Origin of the sequence: Streptomyces synnematoformans (assembly GCF_039531005.1) — a bacterium.
GTDB classification, from domain to species: Bacteria; Actinomycetota; Actinomycetes; order Streptomycetales; family Streptomycetaceae; genus Streptomyces; species Streptomyces synnematoformans.
In genome coordinates this window covers 8,608-26,961 of the sequence record NZ_BAAAPF010000055.1, presented here as the reverse complement: position 1 = coordinate 26,961, position 18,354 = coordinate 8,608, and the positions used below count along the sequence as shown (strand labels likewise).

The following is an 18,354-nucleotide window of genomic DNA, read 5'->3' as shown; positions in this document are numbered from 1 at the left end:
CCGCCGACGCGGACGCCGAGGAGGCCGAAGCCGACGAGGGCGGCGACCGCGGCGACGGCGGCAAGGGCGGTGCCCCGTCCGCCGGCAGCAGCACCAGCAGCCGCCGGCGGCGCCGCCGGCGCCGCCGCACCGAGGGCGCCGACGGCTCCGAGGAGGCCGCCGACGACCCGGAGCGCACCGTCGTCAAGGTCCGCGAGCCGCGCGCCAAGGCCGAGGTCGGCGACGAGGTGCAGTCCATCAAGGGCTCCACCCGCCTGGAGGCGAAGAAGCAGCGCCGCCGCGAGGGCCGCGAGCAGGGCCGCCGACGGGTGCCGATCATCACCGAGGCCGAGTTCCTGGCCCGCCGCGAGGCGGTGGAGCGCGTCATGGTGGTGCGCCAGCAGGGCGACCGGACGCAGATCGGCGTGCTGGAGGACAACGTCCTCGTCGAGCACTACGTCAACAAGGAGCAGTCGGCGTCGTACGTCGGCAACGTCTACCTCGGCAAGGTGCAGAACGTGCTGCCCTCCATGGAGGCCGCGTTCGTCGACATCGGCAAGGGCCGCAACGCCGTCCTCTACGCCGGCGAGGTCAACTTCGAGGCCCTCGGCCTCGCCCACAGCCCCCGCCGCATCGAGCACGCGCTGAAGTCCGGCCAGTCCGTCCTCGTCCAGGTCACCAAGGACCCCATCGGCCACAAGGGCGCCCGCCTGACGAGCCAGGTCTCGCTGCCCGGCCGCTACCTCGTGTACGTGCCCGAGGGCTCGATGACCGGCATCAGCCGGAAGCTGCCCGACACCGAGCGGGCCCGGCTGAAGACGATCCTCAAGAAGATCGTCCCCGAGGACGCCGGCGTCATCGTCCGTACGGCCGCCGAGGGCGCCAGCGAGGACGAGCTGCGCCGGGACGTGGAGCGGCTGCAGAAGCAGTGGGAGGACATCCGCAAGAAGGCGAAGAACGGCAGCGCGCCCACGCTGCTGTACGGCGAGCCGGACATGACCGTCCGCGTCGTCCGCGACATCTTCAACGAGGACTTCTCGAAGGTCGTCGTCGAGGGCGCGAAGGCGTGGGACACCATCCACGGCTACGTCTCGCACGTGGCCCCGGACCTCGTCGAGCGGCTGTCCAAGTGGACGTCGGACGTGGACGTCTTCGCCACGTACCGGATCGACGAGCAGCTGATGAAGGCGCTCGACCGCAAGGTGTGGCTGCCGTCGGGCGGCTCGCTGGTGATCGACAGGACCGAGGCGATGGTCGTGGTCGACGTCAACACCGGCAAGTTCACCGGGCAGGGCGGCAACCTGGAGGAGACGGTCACCAGGAACAACCTGGAGGCGGCCGAGGAGATCGTGCGGCAGCTGCGGCTGCGGGACCTCGGCGGCATCATCGTGATCGACTTCATCGACATGGTGCTGGAGTCCAACCGGGACCTGGTGCTGCGCCGGCTGCTGGAGTGCCTGGGCCGCGACCGTACGAAGCACCAGGTGGCGGAGGTGACGTCGCTGGGCCTGGTGCAGATGACCCGCAAGCGGGTCGGGCAGGGCCTGCTGGAGTCGTTCTCCGAGCCGTGTGCGCACTGCAGCGGGCGCGGCGTGATCGTGCACATGGACCAGGCCACGGCGGCCGGGTCGGGCGGCGGCAAGCGCAAGAAGAAGGGCAAGGAAGGCAAGGAAGCGAAGGAAGCGAAGGAAGCCAGGGAAGCGAAGGACGTCCGGGAGGGCGGGGACGCCAAGGCCGGCGCCGTGCCGGCCGGCGGGCCCGCGGAGGAGCCGGGCGTCGAGTCCGTCGAGGCGGAGCGGCCGGAGGCCGGCGAGCCCGTGGAGACGACGCGGCCGTCCCGTGCGCGGCGGCGGGTGACCCGCAAGGCGATGTCGCCGGGCGGCTCGCCGATGGCGGCGGAACCGGTGGACGCCGGGCCGGCCGGTACGGACGCGGGGGCGGAGACGGCGCCCGCCGTGGCAGCGGAGCCGGAGCCGGCGGGCGTACCGGCGTCGGTGGACGCCGTGGAGCCCGCCCCGGCCCCCGAGCCGGTCGCCGCGGAGGCGCTCGACGCCGGTGCCGCCGGGGCCGCTTCCGGTGCCGAAGCCGAGGCCGACGACCAGCCCCGGGCCCGTAAGAAGACCGCCGCCAAGCGCGCCTCCGCCAAGAAGGCCACGGCGAAGAAGGCCGCGGCCGAGAAGACGGCGAAGACCGCCGCCAAGAAGGCCACGGCCAAGACCGCCCCCAAGACGGCGGCCAAGTCCACGGCCAGGAAGACGGCCAAGACGGCCAAGACGGCCAAGACGGCCAAGACGGCCAAGACGACGGCCAAGAAGGCCGTCAAGAAGGCGGTCAAGAAGACCGCCGCCGCGGAGCAGGACTCCCCGCGCTCGGTCTCCGTGACCGCGGAGGACTGACGCCGCCCGGGCCGTCCCGTACGCCCCTCGCCCCGCCGCCCGCCGGCGCGGCGGGGGGCCGGGCAGGCCGGTTTGACCAGGCGGTCTGAGGGCCCGTAACCTTGACCGCTGGCGTGTCTGCTAGGCACGCCAGGCTCCTGAGCACATCCCTCCCGGAACCTCCTCGTGAGCGCCGGGAGAGGCCGCTCGACACCATGTGCCCCACCCGGGCGGCTGGCATCAGGGGCCCCCGTCGCGACTGAGAAAGAGAGCTGAAGCGCGTGTACGCGATCGTGCGCACCGGCGGCCGCCAGCAGAAGGTTTCTGTGGGCGACGTCATCGAGGTTGACCGGATGTCCAGCAAGAGCGTCGGCGACAGCGTCGAGCTCTCCGCTCTGCTCGTCGTCGACGGCGAGACCGTGACCAGCGACCCCTGGGTGCTGAACGGCGTGAAGGTCCAGGCCGAGGTCGTGGACCACCACAAGGGCGACAAGATCGACATCCTGAAGTACAAGAACAAGACCGGGTACCGCAAGCGGATCGGTCACCGCCAGCTGCACACCGCGCTGAAGATCACCGAGATCCCGGCGCCGGCCGCGAAGTAAGGACTGAGGAGAGATGGCACACAAGAAGGGCGCATCGTCCACTCGGAACGGTCGCGACTCCAACGCCCAGCGGCTCGGCGTCAAGCGCTTCGGCGGCCAGGCCGTCGGCGCCGGTGAGATCATCATCCGGCAGCGCGGCACCAAGTTCCACCCGGGCGCGGGCGTGGGCCGCGGCGGCGACGACACGCTGTTCGCGCTGATCCCCGGCTCGGTGCAGTTCGGCACCAGCCGCGGCCGCAAGGTCGTGAACATCGTCCCGGCCGCCGAGTAAGCACCGGCTCCGGAACACCACACACCTGATCCGAGGGCGGTCCACCGCTCCGCACGTGTCACGGACGACGTGCGGAAGCGGGGCCGCCCTCGGCGCGTTTGAATAACGTCTGAACTCTGCACGATGCCGTACGGCACGAGCGTCCCGTACGGCGGCGACGACCCGTGACGCACGACGCTCCTCACCGCCGGGAGGCACACCCTCATGACCACCTTCGTGGACCGCGTCACCCTGCACGTGGCCGCGGGTAACGGGGGACACGGCTGCGCCTCCGTGCACCGCGAGAAGTTCCGGCCCCTCGGCGGCCCCGACGGCGGCAACGGCGGTCGCGGCGGGGACGTCATCCTCACCGTCGACCAGAACGTCACCACCCTGATCGACTACCACCACACCCCCCACCGCAAGGCCACCAACGGCAGGCCGGGCGAGGGCGGCAACCGCGCGGGCGCCGACGGCAGGGACCTCGTCCTGTCGGTGCCGGACGGTACGGTCGTCCGCACCGGGGACGGCGAGGTGCTCGCCGACCTCGTCGGGCACGGCACCACCTTCGTCGCCGCCCAGGGCGGCCGCGGCGGCCTGGGCAACGCGGCGCTCGCCTCGCAGCGCCGCAAGGCGCCCGGCTTCGCGCTGCTCGGCGAGCCGGGCACCGCGCGGGACGTCGTGCTGGAGCTGAAGACCGTCGCCGACGTGGCGCTCGTCGGCTATCCCAGCGCCGGCAAGTCGTCCCTGATCAGCGTTCTGTCCGCGGCCAAGCCCAAGATCGCCGACTATCCCTTCACCACGCTCGTGCCCAACCTCGGCGTCGTCACCGCCGGCGCCGTGACGTACACGGTCGCCGACGTCCCCGGCCTCATCCCCGGTGCCAGCGAGGGCCGCGGCCTGGGGTTGGCGTTCCTGCGGCACGTCGAGCGCTGCGCGGTGCTCGTACACGTCCTGGACACCGCGACGCTGGAGTCCGACCGCGACCCGCTCAGCGACCTCGACGTCATCGAGGAGGAGCTGCGCGCGTACGGCGGCCTGGAGGACCGGCCGCGCGTGGTGGTCCTCAACAAGATCGACATCCCGGACGGCCGGGACCTGGCCGAGATGGTGCGCCCGGACCTGGAGGAGCGCGGCTTCACGGTGTACGAGGTCTCGGCGGTCGCGCGTACGGGCCTGAGGGAGCTGTCGTACGGGCTCGCCGGCCTCGTCGACGCGGCGCGCGCGGCCCGGCCGCGGCAGGAGTCGACCCGGATCGTCATCCGTCCGCAGGCCGTCGACGAGACCGGCTTCACCGTCGTCCGCGAGGACGGCGGCGGGGGCGGCGCGCTGTTCCGTATCACCGGCGAGAAGCCGGAGCGCTGGGTGCGCCAGACCGACTTCGGCAACGACGAGGCCGTCGGCTACCTCGGCGACCGGCTGAACCGGCTCGGCGTGGAGGACCGGCTGCGCAAGGCCGGGGCGAAGCCGGGCGACGACGTCGTCATCGGCACCGGCGAGGACGCCGTCGTCTTCGACTGGGAGCCCGCCATGGCGTCCGGCGCCGAGATGCTGGGCCGCCGCGGCGAGGACCACCGCTTCGACGCCCCGCGGCCGGCCGCGCAGCGCCGCCGGGAGCGGGAGGCGGAGCGCGCGGAGGAGGAGTACGAGGACTTCGACCCCTTCGCGTGACGCGGTCCTGATCGCGCGCCCGGTCGGACGACCCTGATCGCCCGGCCGGATCGTCCGACCGGGCGCGACGTGGGGGGGGGGGGGGCGATGTGCTCCCGCGGGCCGCCGCCGTTCACGTCTCCAGATCCGGGTCCGCCTCCGGGTCGAGGGCCGCCGGGTTCGCGGCCGTCTCCTCGTCCTCGGTCTCGTCCCGGTCCGGCACCTGCTCCGTTGGGGGGACGCGGCCTAGACGCCGGCCGGCTCGTCCGGCTCCAGCTCCCTGTCCTCGGCCGCGTCCCGACGCTGTGAAGGGATATCGGACTCCCCTCGCGCTTCCATACGCGCCGCGCGTGCGTCCGCCTTGGCGCACAGCGCCGCCGCGGCGTCGTTGAAGCGCACCAGCGACGGCGGGTCCGAGGGCCCGAGCAGGTGCTCCTTCAGCTCGGTGCGGGCCTGCGCCAGGGTGTCGTGCTCCGGGTCGCGGACGGCCCGGAGCAGGTCGGGGATCTCCTCCGCCTGCGGCCCGAGAACGGTGCCGGCCCGTACGGTCGGGAACTCGGCCCGGAAGGCTTCCTCGGTCAGGCCGCTGGTGTTGGCGACCGCGTACGGCTTCTCGCTGGTCAGGTAGTCCGAGATGACGCTGGAGACATCGCTGATCAGCACGTCCGCGACGTTGAAGCAGGCGTAGATGCCGGGGCGGGAGTCGGTGATGACCTGGTGCTCCCGCTCGGGCAGCGAGGCCCAGTACGCCTCTTCCCAGGCGCCGGTCGCGGCCTGCACGGCCTCCGCCCGGCCGGCCTCGGGGGCGGACTGGACGAGCATGCGCTCGACCTCGTCGGCGCTGCTGCGGAAGGACGTGGTGGCCAGCGCGTCCAGCTCCGCCTGCACCCGGGCCAGCTCCGCGGCGGCCTCCGGCCCGGGCCGCCCGGCGCCCCGGCCGTCGCCCTCGCCCTCGCCCTCGCCTGCGCTCTCGCCGTCGCCGTCGCCCTCGCCCGCCGCGGCGGCCAAGGCGGCGTTCGCCTCGGCGATCATGGCCTGCATCCGCTTGTCGGCCGCGCCCGCGCGCGGGTCGACCGAGCCGGTCAGCGGGTGCGGCTTGTACAACAGCCGCACCCCGGGGTCGGCGAGCAGCCGGCGGACGATGTTCTCGCCGGCCAGCACCACGGAGGTGTTGCCCGGGTTGCCGTCCCAGCCCTCCCAGGTGGGGGCGTACAGCACGGTGGTCGGGCCGTCGGCGGGCGGCGGGCCGGAGTACGGCAGGATCGGCGCGAGCTGGGGGCGGCCGACCTCGACGACGTCGCGGTCGTCGACGCCGATGTCGGCGAGCTGGTAGCGGGCGCGGGCGGCGGGGCCGGCGACCCACACCTCGTCGTACGCCTTGGCGTACGGGTTGCAGCTCGACAGCTTGTCGCTCTCGCCGTGGTTGGTGAAGGCGTGCTTGATGGTGGGGATGCGCAGCACCTGCGAGGTCTTCCCGGAGTTCGCCGGGTGCAGCAGCATCTTCAGCGTCGAGTGCTCCAGCAGCATCAGGTCGGCGACCTTCGGCAGGCAGACGATCGGCACGTCGGTGGCGGTGATCTTCTGCACCATGAAGCGCTCGCGGAGCACGATCAGCGGCCGGCCGTCGAGGGCCGCCAGCGTGGAGACCCACATGTTGGCCTGGTACGCGGACGTGGCGCCGCCGGAGAAGTAGAGGCCGACGGTCGGGCGGTACTCCGCGAGCCAGTCCGCGAACCACTCGCGGACCCGCTGGTCGTCGGGGGTGCGCTTGCCGGGCAGCAGCCAGGTCGCCAGATACAGCGCGCCGCCGCCGCTCAGCGCCAGCGAGACGGCGAGGCCCAGCACGCCCCACACCGCGTCCGTGGTGGCGGCGGTGGTGAGCAGCCCGGCCGTCACCGGCACGGAGAGGTACAGCAGCCGGTGGCCGGAGCGGCGGGCGAGGATCCGCGGGGGCGCGGGCGTGAGGCCCAGCGCGGAGGCGTCGACGTTGCGGGTGACGATCGGCAGGGTGCGGTCCCGGCGCATCATGATCGTGACGCCCTGGATGACGAAGTGCAGCAGGTACGTCGCCAGCAGCATGACGGTCAGCGGCGACTGCTCCTTCAGCGGCTCGATGCCGTCGATCTGCAGCAGGCCGAAGAGGATGAGCATGTCGCGCAGCAGCTGGCGGACCATGACGTCGAAGCGGACCCTGCTGAGCAGGGAGAGCAGCCCGGGCTGCCGGTGCTGCAGGTAGAGGTCGAGGGTGAGGCCGCCGGCCGCCGCGGCGACGAGCAGCGGCACGTTCGGCACGAGTGCGCCGATGAGCAGTGCGCAATACGCAGTGAGCAGCGCGGCCAGCGCCATGATCTGCACGGCGCGGCGGGGGGCGATACCGGCGAAGGGCACGGTGCTGACTCCTGGCAGGAACGTCGTGGGGGGATGTTCCCGTGAACCGCGTGGTTCCGGGTTTCGTATGGAGTTGACCCCAGACCGTATGCCGCTACGCGGCAGGAGACAATTCTCCACCCGGCAGGGGCCGCTAATCGGGGTCAAATACATGGAACGGGCCTTGTCATCCTTTTCGTTTGTGGGATCGGTACAAACGGCGGCCCGACGGACCGGGCCGGCGGGCGGGGGCCGCGGGGTGTCCGTACCGTGGGACGGCGCGGCCGGTCGGCGCGCGGTGGCGTAGATTCGCAGTTCCGTACGGACGGGCCGCGGGCCGGGAAAGCACAGGGGTACAGGTGGCAGGGGCGAGTCGGGAAGCCGCGGCGGGTGCCCGCAGGGTCGTCGTGAAGGTGGGGTCGTCCTCGCTGACGACCGCGGCCGGCGGGCTGGACGCGGACCGGGTCGACGCGCTGGTGGACGCGCTCGCCAAGCACGGTGAGCGGGAGATCGTGCTGGTCAGCTCCGGTGCCATCGCCGCCGGGCTGGCGCCGCTCGGCCTCGGCGGGCGGCCCCGCGACCTGGCCCGGCAGCAGGCCGCGGCCAGCGTCGGGCAGGGGCTGCTGCTGGCCCGCTACACCGCGTCGTACGCCCGCTACGGCAGGCGCGTCGGGCAGGTGCTGCTGACCACCGACGACATGAGCCGGCGCACCCACTACCGCAACGCGCAGCGCACCCTGGAACAGCTGTTCGCCATGGGCGCCGTGCCCGTCGTCAACGAGAACGACACCGTCGCGACCGAGGAGATCCGCTTCGGCGACAACGACCGCCTCGCCGCCCTCGTCGCCCATCTGGCCCGCGCCGACCTGCTCGTCCTCCTCTCCGACGTGGACGGCCTCTACAACGGCCCGCCCGCCGCCCCCGGCGCGGCCCGCATCGCCGAGGTGCGCGACCGCGCCGAGCTGGCCGGCGTCCGGCTCGGCCCGGCGGGGCGGGCCGGGGTGGGCACGGGCGGCATGGTGACCAAGGTGGAGGCCGCCCGGATCGCCACCGGCGAGGGCGTGCCCGTCGTGCTGACCTCCGCCGTGCACGCGGACGCGGCGCTGGCCGGGAAGATCACCGGCACGTACTTCCACCCCACCGGCCGGCGCGCCCGCGGCCGGCTGCTGTGGCTGGCGCACGCCTCCACCCCGCAGGGGGCGCTGGTGCTGGACGACGGTGCGGTACGGGCCGTCACCGAGCGGCGCACGTCGCTGCTGCCGGCGGGGATCAGGGCGGTGGAGGGCAGGTTCACCGCGGGCGACCCGGTGGAGCTGCGGGACGGCACGGGCCGGGCGGTCGCCCGCGGGCTCGTCGCCTTCGACGCCGAGGAGCTGCCGCGGCTGCTCGGGCGCTCCACCCGCGAGCTGGCCAAGGAGCTGGGCCCGGCGTACGAGCGGGAGGTCGTGCACCGGGACGACCTCGTGGTGCTCGACACGTGAGGTGGGACGGGTGAGCCGCGGCGGCCGTGGCGCGACGGGTGGGGCGGGACGGGGGACGCCCCCCGCGTGAGACCGGCGCGCGGCGCGCGAAAAAACGGGGTTCCACCGGGGACCTTGCGCAAAAGCACCACGGGCGGGCGCGTCGGCTGGTCAACTTTGTTGTATGGGGGCTGCCGCGGCGTGCAGCCTGTTGCAGACTCGTATTCAGGAGGCCGCCCGTGACACAAGGGCGTCCAGGGGCGCTGCCCCGTGGATCGGTACAGCGGACGCTGACCAGCGTCAAGGGGACCGGAAGTGCACGGACGGGCGGCGTGGGGGAGCCGGTGCCCGCGGCGGACGACGGGGGGCCCGACGCGGACGGCGTCCACCGGCTGTGGCACGTCACGCTGAGCGTCTCCGGCCCCGAGGCACCGCTGAAGGAGATCAGACGCGGTCTGGAGCGGCTGGCGCACGACCACCCCTTCCTGCTCACCAGCCGCTACGCCAACGACCACGCCGAGATCCGCTACTGGGAGGAAGCCCGCGACCTGCACGACGCGGCGGCCGTCGCGCTGCGGCTCTGGGGGGAGCACCGGGCGTCGGCGCAGCTGCCGCCGTGGGAGATCGTCGGCCTGGAGGTGATCGCGCGGGAGACGTACCACCAGCGCATCGCCGACGGATACGGGCCGGCTCCGGCGGTGCCGGTGGGGGTGCACCCGTTCTGAGCGGCCGAGCCGCGGCGCGGGTTCCGGGCGCCGGGGTCCGTACGGGGAGGGCGTACCACCCGGCGCGCGACATGCGGTCCGCGCCCCCGGGCGGCTACCGGCGCACGGGCACCGGGCGCCGCGCGGGAGCGTGCACCTGTTCATGCCGCCGTCTCGCGGAGTGATACGGACCGTCCGTGAGGCCGGCGCCGGCGACTACCCTGCTGGGCATGAGCAGCGAAACCGAGTCCCCGGTCCGCCAGGCCGCCCAGCGGGCCCGCACCGCGGCGGCGATGATCGCCCCGCTGCCGCGGGCGGCCAAGGACGCCGCCCTGCTGGCCGTCGCCGACGCGCTCCGGGCGCGCGCCGCGGAGGTCGTCGCGGCGAACGCCGAGGACGTCGCCCGGGCCCGGGCCGACGGGGTCTCCGACGCGATGGTGGACCGGCTGACGCTGACCGAGGAGCGGATCGCCGGCGTCGCCTCCGACGTCCGGGACGTCGCCGGGCTGCCGGACCCCGTCGGGGAGGTGGTCCGCGGCTCCACCCTGCCGAACGGGCTGGAGCTGCGCCAGCTGCGGGTGCCGCTGGGCGTCGTCGGCATCATCTACGAGGGCCGGCCCAACGTCACCGCCGACGCCGCCGCGCTCTGCCTGAAGTCGGGCAACGCGGTGCTGCTGCGCGGCTCCTCCTCCGCGTACGCCTCGAACTCCGCCCTCGTCGCCGTGCTCCGCGACGCCCTCGCCGCCGCCGGGCTGCCGCCGGACGCGGTGCAGCTGGTGCCCGGGCAGAGCCGCGCGTCGGTGCACGAGCTGATGCGCGCCCGCGGCCTGGTCGACGTGCTGATCCCGCGCGGCGGCGCCGGCCTCATCCGCACCGTCGTCGAGGAGTCCACGGTCCCGGTGATCGAGACCGGCACCGGCAACTGCCACGTGTACGTGGACGAGCACGCCGACCTCGACCTGGCCGAGAAGATCCTCGTCAACTCCAAGGCGCAGCGCCCCAGCGTGTGCAACGCCGCCGAGACCGTGCTCGTGCACCAGTCCGTCGCCGACGTCTTCCTGCCCCGCGCCCTCGCGGCCCTGGGGGCCGCGGGCGTCACCGTGCACGGCGACGACTCCTGGGTGAAGGCGGGCGCCGCGGCCGGCGTGGAGGTGCCGCTCGCCGACGACGCCGACTGGGCGGCGGAGTACCTGTCGTACGACATCGCCGCGGCGGTGGTCCGCTCCCTGGACGACGCGGTGGGCCACATCCGCCGCTGGTCCTCCGGGCACACCGAGGCGATCGTCACCCGCGACACCGGCGCGGCCCGCCGCTTCACCGCCCTGGTGGACTCCGCGGCGGTCATGGTCAACGCCTCCACCCGGTTCACCGACGGCGCGGAGTTCGGCTTCGGCGCCGAGATCGGCATCTCCACGCAGAAGCTGCACGCGCGCGGGCCGATGGGGCTGCCGGAGCTGACGTCCACGAAGTACGTCGTCACCGGCGACGGGCAGCTGAAGGGGCAGTAGCGCCCCGGCGGCCCCCGGCGTTGGCCGGGACCGGTCGGCGGAATCACTCGCTGCCTGGCGCATCCGGACCGTCCCGGTTTACGCTGGCCGGGTGCCGGACGATGTGGGGGGCAGGCCGTTCGCCGACGGTGACGAGCCCGACAGCCACCACCACGGAGGCGCGGACGAAGAGTTCGCGGCCGTGGTCCTCGACGAGGATTTTGTCCGTTCGGCCCAGTTCCACGAGCCCAGCGCCGTGGAGCGCATGGTCGGCGCCGCGGAGGCGCGGGCCCAGGCCGAGGCCGTCCTCGACGACGCCGCGCAGGACGAGCGGGAGTACGACGACTGGGACGATCCGGACGCTCCCGACCCGTACGGCCCCTACGGCGGCGCCCTGCGCCCGTACCGCGGCCACGGGCACTGGCAGCGCCCCGTCGCCCTGCTGCTCGCCCTGCTCCTGGGCGTCGGCATAGTCGCGCTGTCCTTCGCCGCGGTCTACCGCTCCGGCCCCGACGGCCGCGAGGACGCCCCGCCCCCCGGCGGCTCCACCCCGTCCGCCACGACCGGCGCGGACGCCCGCGAGCCCTCGCTGACGCCGGGCTGACCCCGGACCGACCCCCGGCCGATCCGGGGCCGGCCGCGCGCCCGGCGCGCTCCGGCGCCGCGCAGGCAACCGCTTGCGCCCCGTTTGGCCCCCACCCTCCCCCTACGCCCTGCGGGCGCGGGCGGCACCCGATGGCGCAGCGGGAAGTTGGCGTGGGCCCTGCGGTTTACGCGGGGCGCAGCGGACCTACTCTTCTGTATATGGCCGGGCACGATGGCCCGCCTGACGGGACACCCGAGCGCGCCCCGGGAGGCGGAGACGACGAGTACCGCTCCATCGTTTTCGATGAGGCGTTCGTCAAGGCTGCCCGGCTGGAGGAGTACTCCGCCCGCGAGCGCGTCGGCGACCACACCCCCGCCGTACGCAGCCGCCGCCCCCAGCGCCCCGGCGCCTCCCGGCAGGCCCTCGTGCTCGTGCTGCTCATCGCGCTCGCCTTCGGCACCGCCATCTACATGGGCGTACGCCACCCCTACCGGCAGCCCGGCATCCCCGCCGCGGCGCCGCTGCGCAGCAGCGTCATCCCGCTGACGCCCGAGGGCCCGGTGCCCGGCGGCGACCCGGCGGAGCTGATCGCGGACAGCCCGGCGCAGGACTTCGGCACCGGCGCCGCCGGCATCGAACTGCCGGACGATCCGGAGTCGACCCGGCACTTCACCGAGGACCAGGTCGTCCAGGCGCTCACCGCCAGCAAGGACTACCTCGTCACCTCGGCGATCGACGCCCACACGCTCACCGGCGGCAAGGTCCGCGACGTGCGCATCCGGCTCGACCCGCAGCAGCACGGGCAGTTCGACCAGAGCCTCGCCCGGCCCGCCGACGACGGCCGGCACGCCGCGACCGGCTGGATGGTCCGCTTCGACCCCGAGCACGTGCGCCTGGCCCACCGGAACGTACGGGTCGACGGCGCCGTGCGGTACGCGGAGGTCAGCGACCAGGAGCTGGAGGTCAGCGCCGACCACGTCTTCGTCTACGCGCTGCGTCCGGCCGACGCCTCCGCGTCGGCGGCCGAGGACGCGTCGCTGTTCACCGTGCGCCGCCAGGTGCGCATCCGCTTCGACCACGACGACCTGCGCGACGGCCACCTGGAGCTGGCCGAGACCGCGCTGACCGCCGGGCCGCTGGCGTGCACCGCGGACGCCGCGGGGTATCTGCGGCCGCTGCTGGCCGGCGAGCGGGACCCGCAGAAGGCGCCGCAGGGGACGAACCCCTTCGCCACGCCGGGGCAGTTGAGCGGGTCGCTGTGCGGCGTGCTGGACACGGGGCAGGCGACGCGCCCGTCGTAGGGCGCGCGGCACCCGGACCCCGTACGTACGGCCGGAAGCGCCGCCCGCACACGCCCAGAACGCCGTCGCCGCCCCGTCGTCCCGGGGCGGCGACGGCGTTCTGGATTCTGCGTACGGTGGGCGCTGTGTGCTGAGCGGAGGGGGACGGTGCTCAGTTGGGCGAGGCGTCCGAGGGGCCGCCGTCCGACGGGGCGGAGCCGCCGGAGCCGCGGCTGTTGAAGCGGTCCCGCAGCTTGCCGCCTATGTCGGCGGTGCCGCCCGCGATGTCGTTCACGAGCCGCAGCAGCGGGTCCTTGCTGTTCTTGACCGTGTCCGCGTAGCTGCTGGCCGACTCGCGGATGGAGTCGCGCGCGGAGGCCTCCTTGTCCTCGTTGCGCCGCGGGTAGTGACCGTCCATGATCCGCTGGTAGTCGCGGCTCTCCGACCACCGCTTCAGCTCGGCGGCGCGGATGGTGGTGAACGGGTGGCTGCGCGGCAGCACGTTGAGGATCTTCAGGACGGAGTCGCGGACGTCGCCGCCGCGGTCGTACTCCTCGGCCTGCGCGAGGAACGCGTCGACGTTCATCTCGTGCAGGTGGTTGCCGCCGGCGAGCTTCATCAGCCCGCGCATCGACGCCTCCAGGTCCTGCCCGACGAGCAGCCCCGCCCGGTCCGCGGACAGCTCCGACTTGCGGAACCACTCCAGCAGCGCGGCGATGATGGCCCGGATCGCCAGGGCGCCCAGCGGGATCCAGGCGAGCGCGAGGGCGAGGTTGGTGAGGAAGAGCATGATCGTGCGGTACACCGAGTGGCCCGAGAGGGCGTGGCCCACCTCGTGCCCGACGACGGCCCGCATCTCCTCCTCGTCGAGCATCTCGACGAGGCCGGTGGTGACCACGATGATCGGCTCGTCCATGCCGATGCACATCGCGTTCGGCTGGGGGTCCTGCTTGACGTACATCTGCGGGACCTTCTCCAGGTCCAGGATGTAACAGGCGTCCCGCAGCATGTCGTGCAGGTGCTGGAACTGCTGGTCGCTGACCCGCACCGAGTCGGAGAGGAACAGCAGCCGCAGCGAGCGCTCCGGCAGCATGCCGGAGATCGCCTTGAAGACCTTGTCGAATCCGGTGAGCTTGCGCAGCGAGACGAGCGCGGAGCGGTCGGCCGGGTGCTCGTACGCCCGCGAGGAGATGCCCGGGAACCTCTTGCGTTCCCGGCTTGGCACGTTCTTGTTGAGTTCAGGCATGCTGTCCGTCCCCTCCCCGTACGTCTGACCCCCAAGGCTAGTGCGAGAACGGGCCGGCGCGGCGGGGAGTTCCGTAGCAGGTTCGTCACGGCACCCGTATCCGGCGGTGACCTCGCCGGCCGCCGTCGTACAGTCCCCCCGGCGCCCCCGATGGCGGAGCCGACGTGGGGCCGTGCCGCGGGCCCGCTTACGATGTCGAGGCACGCCCACCCGACGACACCGGATTGGCCACAGTGACCATGAGTGCTCTGACCGCCGCCCACGACCTCGCCGTGTCCCTCGCCTCCGCATCCGAGAGCGGCGGGGGCGGCCACGAGAGCGAGGGCTCCACCCTCAACGCGTACTTCGTCGGCGGGAGCGCCCTGTTCGTCCTGCTGCTCCTGCTGTTCATCACCACCCGCTTCAACCGGGACCGCTGACGGCGGTGAAGCGCAGGCTGGGGGTGATGGGCGGGACGTTCGACCCCGTCCACCACGGGCACCTGGTGGCCGCGAGCGAGGTCGCGGCCCGCTTCCACCTCGACGAGGTGATCTTCGTGCCCACGGGAGAGCCCTGGCAGAAGGGCGACAAGGTGGTCTCGCCGCGCGAGGACCGCTATCTGATGACCGTGATCGCGACGGCGTCGAACCCGCAGTTCTCGGTCAGCCGCATCGACATCGACCGCGACGGCCCGACGTACACGATCGACACGCTCCGGGAGTTGCACGCGCTCGAACCGGACGCCGAGCTGTTCTTCATCACGGGCGCGGACGCGCTCTCCCAGATCTTCACCTGGCGGGGCGCCGAGGAGCAGTTCGCGCTCGCCCACTTCATCGGGGTGACCAGGCCCGGACACCGGTTGCACGACCCCGGGCTGCCGCAGGGCAGGGTGTCGCTGGTCGAGGTTCCGGCGCTCGCCATCTCGTCCACGGATTGCCGGGAACGGGTGGCTCGCGGCGAACCCGTCTGGTATTTGGTGCCTGACGGGGTTGTGCGCTACATCAACAAGCGAAGGCTTTACCGCGACGGGGACTGACGCGCAGGATCTACGGGGCGGCGGGGGCCGTACGGGGGGCGCAGGGTAAGCACGGGGGGACCGTGGGCGGGGATGCCCATTATGGAAGGGGCACCAGTGAACGACGGATACCGCGGCCCGCAGGGCCACGACCCGTACCGGGACCCCTACACCCACGGCTACGACCCGTACGGAGAGCAGGGCTACGACTACGACCAGCAGGGGGCCGCCCAGGACCCCGGCGGTCAGGGCTACGGGGACCCGTCCGCCGGCTACGGGTACGACTACGACCCGTACGCCCAGCCGCCCCAGCAGGCGCCGCCCCCGCAGCAGGTCCCCCCGCAGCACTACCCCGCCCAGGCCCCCCACCCGCAGGCTCCCCAGCCCCAGGCCTACCACCCCCGGGCCCAGCAGCACTACGCCCCGCACGCCCCGCCCCCGGCCGTCGGGTACGACTACGACTACGACCCCTACGGCCCGGCCGCCGCCTCCGGCGAGCAGCCCGTGACCCCCGTGCCGCCCGACGCCGACCGGGGGCGCATCCCGCACCAGCGCCCGCCGGACCCCGCCGCCGGCCCCGGGGGCGGCCCGCCGCACGAGCCGCGCGAGTACGCCACCGAGCAGTTCTCCTTCGTCGAGGACGAGACCGAGTCCTCCGAAGACGTCATCGACTGGCTGAAGTTCACCGAGAGCCGCACCGAGCGCCGCGAGGAGGCCAAGCGCCGCGGCCGCAACCGCCGGATCGCGCTGCTGCTGGCCGTGGTCCTCGCCGTGCTCGGCGGCGGCGGATACCTGTGGGCCACCGACCGCCTCCCCTTCATGTCCGGCGGCGAGTCCGGGCCCGCGGCGGCCGGCAAGGACAAGCGCGACACGCTCGTGGTGCACCTGCACGACACCGACGGCGGCGGCAGCGCCACCGCGCTGCTCGTGAACAACGCCACCACCGGCCAGGGCACCACCGTGCTGCTCCCCAACGACCTCGCCGTCTCCGGCGACGACGGCACCGCCACCACCCTCGGCCAGGCCGTCGACGAGCAGGGCGCGGGCGCCACCCGGGACGCGATCGACGCGCTGCTGGGCTCGCACATCAAGGGCAGCTGGCGGCTGGACACCCCGTACCTGGAGATCCTCGTGGAGGGCGTCGGCGGCATCACCCTCGACGCCGACGCCACCGTGCCCGGGGCGAAGAAGGGCGACGACCCGCTGGTCGAGAAGGGGCGGAAGCAGCGCCTCAACGGCGAGGCGGCCATCGCCTACGCCACCCACCTCGCGGACGGCGAGCCGCAGACGGCGCAGCTCCGGCGGTTCGGGCAGGTCATGCACGCGGTGCTGAAGAACCTGCCGAGCGCCCCGGCCGACGCCAAGAGCCTGGTCAAGTCCATGGGCATGGTGCTCGACCCGTCGCTGTCCGAAGCCGAGCTGGCCGCGTCCCTGGCGTCGCTGTCCGAGCTGGCCAAGGAGGGCGCGTACGCGACCGAGACGCTGGAGGTCGGCGACGACGGCCGGCCCAGCGAGCGGGCCACGGAGAAGGTGGTCGAGGACGTGCTCGGCGGCACCGTCAAGAACCCCGCGGGGGCCGCGGCCCCGCGGGTCAGCGTGCAGAACGGCGCCGGCAGCGCGGAGCCGGCGGAGGCGGCGAAGGTCGCGCTGGTCAACGGCGGGTTCACGGTCGTCGACGGCGGCCAGGCGGCGGAGCCGGCGGAGACCTCCGAGGTGCGCTACGCGGACGCGGCGGCGAAGGAGCAGGCCGTGCAGGTCGCGAAGACGCTGGGGCTGCCGGAGAAGGCGGTGGCCGAGGGGGAGACGCCGGCGAACGCGGACGTGACGGTCGTCCTCGGGGAGGACTACGAGGGGTGACGATGCCGGGAGCCGCGGGGCTGTCGTACGGGCGTGAGATCCTGGAATGTGTATCCGTAGTGATACCCCGAGTTCCCGACAGAAGTGGACAGCCCCGCCCGTGACCGCAACGGACCGCTCCATCGACCTGGTCAGCACCGCGGCGCAGGCCGCCGCCGACAAGCTCGCGCACGACATCGTCGCGTACGACGTCAGCGACGTCCTCGCCATCACCGACGCCTTCCTGCTCGCCTCGGCGCCCAACGACCGGCAGGTCAAGGCGATCGTGGACGGCATCGAGGAGGCGCTGCTGGAAGAGCGCGGCGCCAAGCCGGTGCGGCGCGAGGGCGAGCGGGACGGCCGCTGGGTCCTGCTGGACTTCTCCGACATCGTGGTCCACGTGCAGCACTCCGAGGAGCGGGTGTTCTACGCGCTGGAGCGGCTGTGGAAGGACTGCCCGGAGCTGGCGCTGCCGCCGGACGCGGCGGCCACCCGCGGGCGCGCCGCGGAGCACGCCGAGGCGCACGGCGAGGGGGCCCGCCGGGATGCGTGACCGCCGGATCGTGCTGTGGCGGCACGGCCAGACGGCGTGGAACCTGGAGCGGCGCTTCCAGGGCCAGACCGACATCGAGCTGACGGAGGCCGGCGTGCTGCAGGCGCGCCGCGCCGCCCGGCTGCTGGCGGCACTGCGCCCGGACGCGATGATCTCCTCCGACCTGCTGCGCACGCGGACCACGGCCACGGAGCTGGCGTCGCGGACGGCCCTGGAGGTGACGTACGACAGCGCGCTGCGGGAGACGTACGCGGGCGTCTGGCAGGGGCTGACGCACGAGGAGATCATCGAGCGGTACGGCGACCAGTACGCGGCGTGGAAGCGCGGCGAGCCGGTGCGGCGCGGCGGCGGCGAGCTGGAGACCGAGGTCGCGGACCGGGCGGCGCCGGTGGTGCTGGCGCACGCGGACAAGCTGGCGGACGGCGGGACGCTGGTGGTGGTCAGCCACGGCGGCACCATCCGGACGACGATCGGGCGGCTGCTGGGCCTGGACCCGCGGAACTGGGAGGCGCTGGGCGGGCTGTCGAACTGCAGCTGGTCGGTGCTGGGCGAGTCGGTGTGCGGCTGGCGGCTGCTGGAGCACAACGCGGGCAGCCTGCCGGAGCCGGTGCTCGGCGACGACACGTGAGGCGCCGGGCGGGGGCGGCGGTCCGCGGCCCGGAAACCGATTTTTGTTTCCGGGCGCCTTCCCGCTAAGATTTAGCTCGTTCGCCCGCCGGAAGCGGTGGGCGTCGGCGCGGGGCTATAGCTCAGTTGGTAGAGCGCTTGCATGGCATGCAAGAGGTCAGGAGTTCGATTCTCCTTAGCTCCACAAAGGCGATCGGCGACGTGTGTCCGCGGAAGACGCGGACCGGGTCGCCTTTGTCGTTTCTGCACGGACTTCGTCCGCGCCCGGCGGGGGCTTCGCCACCCGCACCCCCGTTCTGAGGCGATCGGCGACGTGTGTCCGCGGAAGACGCGGACCGGGTCGCCTTTGTCGTTT

At 73.4% G+C, this 18,354-nt stretch carries 16 protein-coding genes and 1 tRNA gene; 15 read left to right on the top strand and 2 right to left on the bottom strand.

Annotated features, from left to right (window positions below):
• From ABD317_RS12090 to obgE, 4 genes are all read left to right on the top strand, one after another.
• On the top strand, positions 1-2,375 hold a 2,375-nt coding region (locus tag ABD317_RS12090; protein ID WP_344289774.1), incomplete at its 5' end, for an Rne/Rng family ribonuclease.
• Between the two features lie 260 nt (positions 2,376-2,635).
• On the top strand, positions 2,636-2,959 hold the full coding sequence (gene rplU, locus ABD317_RS12085; protein WP_027753377.1) for a 50S ribosomal protein L21: 324 nt from the start codon (positions 2,636-2,638) through the stop codon (positions 2,957-2,959).
• Positions 2,960-2,972: 13 nt separating this feature from the next.
• A complete protein-coding gene (gene rpmA, locus ABD317_RS12080; protein ID WP_027753376.1) occupies positions 2,973-3,230 on the top strand; it encodes a 50S ribosomal protein L27 in 258 nt (85 codons plus the stop codon).
• A gap of 204 nt (positions 3,231-3,434) precedes the next feature.
• A complete protein-coding gene (gene obgE, locus ABD317_RS12075; protein WP_344289773.1) occupies positions 3,435-4,880 on the top strand; it encodes a GTPase ObgE in 1,446 nt (481 codons plus the stop codon).
• A gap of 225 nt (positions 4,881-5,105) precedes the next feature.
• Here obgE and ABD317_RS12070 read toward each other — a convergent pair whose 3' ends face one another.
• Positions 5,106-7,247 carry a hypothetical protein gene (locus ABD317_RS12070; RefSeq protein WP_344289772.1) on the bottom strand — a complete coding sequence of 714 codons (2,142 nt, stop codon included), beginning with the start codon at positions 7,245-7,247 and terminating at the stop codon, positions 5,106-5,108.
• Between the two features lie 338 nt (positions 7,248-7,585).
• Here ABD317_RS12070 and proB point away from each other — a divergent pair, with 338 nt between their 5' ends.
• The 5 genes from proB to ABD317_RS12045 all read left to right on the top strand — a co-directional run bounded on the left by proB (position 7,586) and on the right by ABD317_RS12045 (position 12,764).
• A complete protein-coding gene (proB, locus tag ABD317_RS12065) occupies positions 7,586-8,707 on the top strand; it encodes a glutamate 5-kinase (RefSeq protein WP_078627553.1) in 1,122 nt (373 codons plus the stop codon).
• 311 nt (positions 8,708-9,018) lie between these two features.
• Complete coding sequence (locus ABD317_RS12060; protein WP_425582341.1) at positions 9,019-9,411, top strand: hypothetical protein; 393 nt, start codon at positions 9,019-9,021, stop codon at positions 9,409-9,411.
• A 176-nt stretch (positions 9,412-9,587) separates the two neighbouring features.
• The gene (locus ABD317_RS12055) at positions 9,588-10,898 is read left to right on the top strand and encodes a glutamate-5-semialdehyde dehydrogenase (protein WP_344289769.1); all 1,311 of its coding nucleotides are present in this window, start codon (positions 9,588-9,590) and stop codon (positions 10,896-10,898) included.
• Positions 10,899-10,989: 91 nt separating this feature from the next.
• Positions 10,990-11,481 (top strand): SCO2584 family spore wall biosynthesis protein, encoded by a 492-nt coding sequence (locus ABD317_RS12050; protein ID WP_425582339.1) that lies wholly within the window; start codon positions 10,990-10,992, stop codon positions 11,479-11,481.
• 200 nt (positions 11,482-11,681) lie between these two features.
• Complete coding sequence (locus tag ABD317_RS12045) at positions 11,682-12,764, top strand: SCO2583 family membrane protein (RefSeq protein WP_344289768.1); 1,083 nt, start codon at positions 11,682-11,684, stop codon at positions 12,762-12,764.
• Positions 12,765-12,915: 151 nt separating this feature from the next.
• Here the strand turns inward: ABD317_RS12045 and ABD317_RS12040 are convergent, their stop codons facing one another.
• Entirely contained in the window at positions 12,916-13,989 is a 1,074-nt protein-coding gene (locus tag ABD317_RS12040) for a M48 family metalloprotease (protein ID WP_027753368.1), read from the bottom strand.
• 239 nt (positions 13,990-14,228) lie between these two features.
• Between ABD317_RS12040 and ABD317_RS12035 the strand changes: the two genes are divergently transcribed.
• From ABD317_RS12035 to ABD317_RS12010, 6 genes are all read left to right on the top strand, one after another.
• Positions 14,229-14,408, top strand: coding sequence for a hypothetical protein (locus tag ABD317_RS12035; protein WP_344289767.1), 180 nt, complete (start codon positions 14,229-14,231; stop codon positions 14,406-14,408).
• Positions 14,405-15,004 carry a nicotinate-nucleotide adenylyltransferase gene (gene nadD, locus ABD317_RS12030; RefSeq protein WP_425582342.1) on the top strand — a complete coding sequence of 200 codons (600 nt, stop codon included), beginning with the start codon at positions 14,405-14,407 and terminating at the stop codon, positions 15,002-15,004. Before ABD317_RS12035 ends, nadD begins: the two co-directional genes overlap by 4 nt.
• A gap of 96 nt (positions 15,005-15,100) precedes the next feature.
• Positions 15,101-16,840 (top strand): LCP family protein, encoded by a 1,740-nt coding sequence (locus ABD317_RS12025; protein ID WP_344289765.1) that lies wholly within the window; start codon positions 15,101-15,103, stop codon positions 16,838-16,840.
• Between the two features lie 100 nt (positions 16,841-16,940).
• Positions 16,941-17,372: a ribosome silencing factor gene (gene rsfS, locus ABD317_RS12020; RefSeq protein ID WP_344289764.1), complete on the top strand. Its 432-nt coding sequence runs from the start codon at positions 16,941-16,943 to the stop codon at positions 17,370-17,372.
• A complete protein-coding gene (locus tag ABD317_RS12015; protein ID WP_344289763.1) occupies positions 17,365-18,000 on the top strand; it encodes a histidine phosphatase family protein in 636 nt (211 codons plus the stop codon). The genes rsfS and ABD317_RS12015 overlap by 8 nt, the downstream gene beginning before the upstream one ends.
• Before the next feature lie 110 nt (positions 18,001-18,110).
• Positions 18,111-18,183: transfer RNA gene (locus ABD317_RS12010), tRNA-Ala, on the top strand.
• Positions 18,184-18,354 lie beyond the last annotated feature (171 nt).

Excerpts from the sequence above, each read along its gene's own strand:
- ABD317_RS12040 (WP_027753368.1), bottom strand. The coding sequence starts at position 13,989 with ATGCCTGAACTCAACAAGAACGTGCCAAGCCGGGAACGCAAGAGGTTC.
- rpmA (WP_027753376.1), top strand. The coding sequence starts at position 2,973 with ATGGCACACAAGAAGGGCGCATCGTCCACTCGGAACGGTCGCGACTCC.
- ABD317_RS12015 (WP_344289763.1), top strand. The coding sequence starts at position 17,365 with ATGCGTGACCGCCGGATCGTGCTGTGGCGGCACGGCCAGACGGCGTGG.
- ABD317_RS12045 (WP_344289768.1), top strand. The coding sequence starts at position 11,682 with ATGGCCGGGCACGATGGCCCGCCTGACGGGACACCCGAGCGCGCCCCG.
- ABD317_RS12035 (WP_344289767.1), top strand. The coding sequence starts at position 14,229 with ATGAGTGCTCTGACCGCCGCCCACGACCTCGCCGTGTCCCTCGCCTCC.
- obgE (WP_344289773.1), top strand. The coding sequence starts at position 3,435 with ATGACCACCTTCGTGGACCGCGTCACCCTGCACGTGGCCGCGGGTAAC.